Raw genomic sequence first — 2,335 nt, forward strand, 5'->3', positions numbered from 1 at the left:
TGTAGGCGTGCTCCGCCTCCGTCGGCCGGCCCGCGCGGACCGCGGCCTCCGCCTCGGCGACGAGCGCGGTGAAAACGGCACTGTCCACGCTGTGCCCCTCGGTGCGCAGCCGGTAGCCGGGGTGGGCGGTGACGATGACCGCCTGGTCCCCGCCCTCCCCGCCCTCGGTGCCCGTACGGCCGAGCGATTTGCGCAGCCCGGCCACGACGATCGCCACCTGGGTCCGTGCACTGGCCGGCGGAGCGCCGTCCCAAATCACGTCCACCAGCGTGTCGGTGGCGACGATGCGGCCCGGTTCCAGCAGGAGCAGGGCCAGGACGGTGCGCTGCCTGGCCCCGGCGATCGTCACCGGTTCCCCGCCCGCCGTGACCGCGAGCGGCCCGAGTATCCCGAAGCCGAGCGGCTCGCCCATCCGTTCCCTCTCCCCCGTGTCCGACCTGCGGTTCGGTCCGGTGCCACCCCTGGCACCGGACCGGTCGGAACGATCACCTTACTCAGGCCGGGCGGGGCGGGTCGTCCCGGTTCGCGGTGTGGGCGAGGACGGCCGGGACGACGGTGTCCCAGGTGTGCTCGGGGAAGACCTCGTGGCCGGTGCCCGGCAGGGCGAGGAAGCGGGCGCCGGGAATCTCGGCGGCCAGGGCGCGCCCGTGCTCCGGCGGGAACAGCGGGTCCTCCTCGCCGTGCAGCACCAGGGTCGGCGCGGTGATCGTGCCGAGCCGCGCGCGCCACGGGGGGCCGGCGTCGAGCAGGTAGGGGTTGGTGGACTGGGCCGCGATGTCGCGCGCGTGGTCGACGATCCGGGCGGCCAGCCGCCGCACCCCGTCCTCGTCGAACGGGCGCGAGGCGGCGGCGAACGGGCGCTCGCCCTCGACGATCGACTCGACGACGGCCTCCCGGCCGGACGGGTCGGCCGCACCACCGGCCCCGGCGGCGGCGTCCTGCTCGACCTGCGCGTCCTGCTCGTTCTTCGCGTCCTGCTCGACCTGCGCGAAGAAGGCGGCGAGCCGCTCCGACACGGGCGGCAGGTCCGGCTGCTCCTCCCCGGGGATGCCGGGCGTGGCGGAGGCGAGGGTGAGGGTGGCCACCCGGTCGGGGTGGCCGAGTGCCAGGAGCTGGCCGACCGCCGCGCCCTGGGACATGCCGAGCACATGGGCACGCCCCAGCCCGAGGGCGTCGATCACGGCCGCCGCGTCCTCGGCCAGGTCGGGCAGCGCGTACGGCGGCGCGCCGACCGGGAAGGTCGTCGAGGTGCCCGCGTCCCGGGCGTCGTAGCGGACGACGCACCGGCCGCCCTCGACCAGTCGGCGGACGAAGCCGTCGGGCCAGTTGAGCCGGCAGTGTCCCGCGCCGTGGATCAGCAGGATCGCGGGATCGGCGGGATCGCCGTGCAGTTCGGCCGCCAGCTCCGCGCCCTCGACCTCGACCTCGACCGTGCGCCGGTTGTCCACCATCAGGCTCCGCTCCCGCCGGGATGTCGTCACGTGTGACCACGACTGTACGGAGGCCCTACGACAAACCCGGCCCGGCGCACGGCCGGTCCACCGGGTCCGCCGGGGCCGCCGGGGCCACCGGTTCCGCCCGTCTGCGGTTCCGGGCCGGCGTGGTCATCATGGAAGTGCGGCCGACGGGCAGGAGGACACCCGATGGAGCTCTTCCCACCGATACCGCTCGACGAGTGGCGGGACACGAAGGAGACGCTGCACCGCTTCACCCAGATCGTCGGCAAGATCCGGCTCGGGGCGAGCGTGCGGCGCAACCACTGGTGGAACGTGCCCTTCCACCTCACCGGGCGCGGGCTCACCACCCGGCCGATGGGACTGGTCGACGGCAATCCGGTCTTCACCGTCGACCTCGACCTCGTCGACCACCGGCTGGTCGTCACCGTGGCGGACGGCAGGACGGCGTCCTTCCCGTTGCCCGGCCACTCCGTCGCCTCGTTCCACCGGCAGACCCTGGAGACGCTGGCCGCGCTGGGCATCCGGGTCGAGCTGCCGTTCCCCCGGCCCTACCGGCTGCCCGACACCGACCGGCCGTTCGCCGAGGACGTCGAGCACGCGACGTACGATCCGGTCCTGGCCAACCGCGCCTGGCAGGTGCTCGGCCAGGTCGCGCTGGTGCTGGAGGAGTTCTCGGCGCGCTTCTCGGGCAAGGCCAGCCCCGTCCACTTCTTCTGGCACTCCTTCGACCTGGCGCACACCCGGTTCTCCGGACGCGCCCTCGACCGGCCGACGCCGGCGGACCCGGTGACCCGCGAGGCGTACTCCCGGGAGCTGATCAGCTTCGGCTTCTGGTTCGGCGACGCCGACCTGGGCGAGCCGGCCTTCTACTCCTANAC

At 74.3% G+C, this 2,335-nt stretch carries 3 protein-coding genes; 1 reads left to right on the forward strand and 2 read right to left on the reverse strand.

Annotated elements, in window-relative coordinates; translation table 11 throughout:
- Both VR45_RS41090 and VR45_RS41095 read right to left on the reverse strand, forming a co-directional pair.
- The coding region (locus VR45_RS41090) for a winged helix-turn-helix domain-containing protein (protein WP_045945089.1) at nt 1–412 on the reverse strand (412 nt) is incomplete at its 3' end.
- A gap of 82 nt (nt 413–494) precedes the next feature.
- Entirely contained in the window at nt 495–1,481 is a 987-nt protein-coding gene (locus VR45_RS41095) for an alpha/beta hydrolase (protein ID WP_234326684.1), read from the reverse strand.
- 162 nt (nt 1,482–1,643) lie between these two features.
- On the opposite strand from VR45_RS41095, the gene VR45_RS45175 reads away from it, so the two are divergent.
- On the forward strand, nt 1,644–2,335 hold a 692-nt coding region (locus VR45_RS45175; RefSeq protein ID WP_045945091.1), incomplete at its 3' end, for a DUF5996 family protein.

Source organism: Streptomyces sp. NRRL S-495, assembly GCF_000966955.1.
In the GTDB taxonomy this organism is placed as follows: Bacteria; Actinomycetota; Actinomycetes; order Streptomycetales; family Streptomycetaceae; genus Kitasatospora; species Kitasatospora purpeofusca.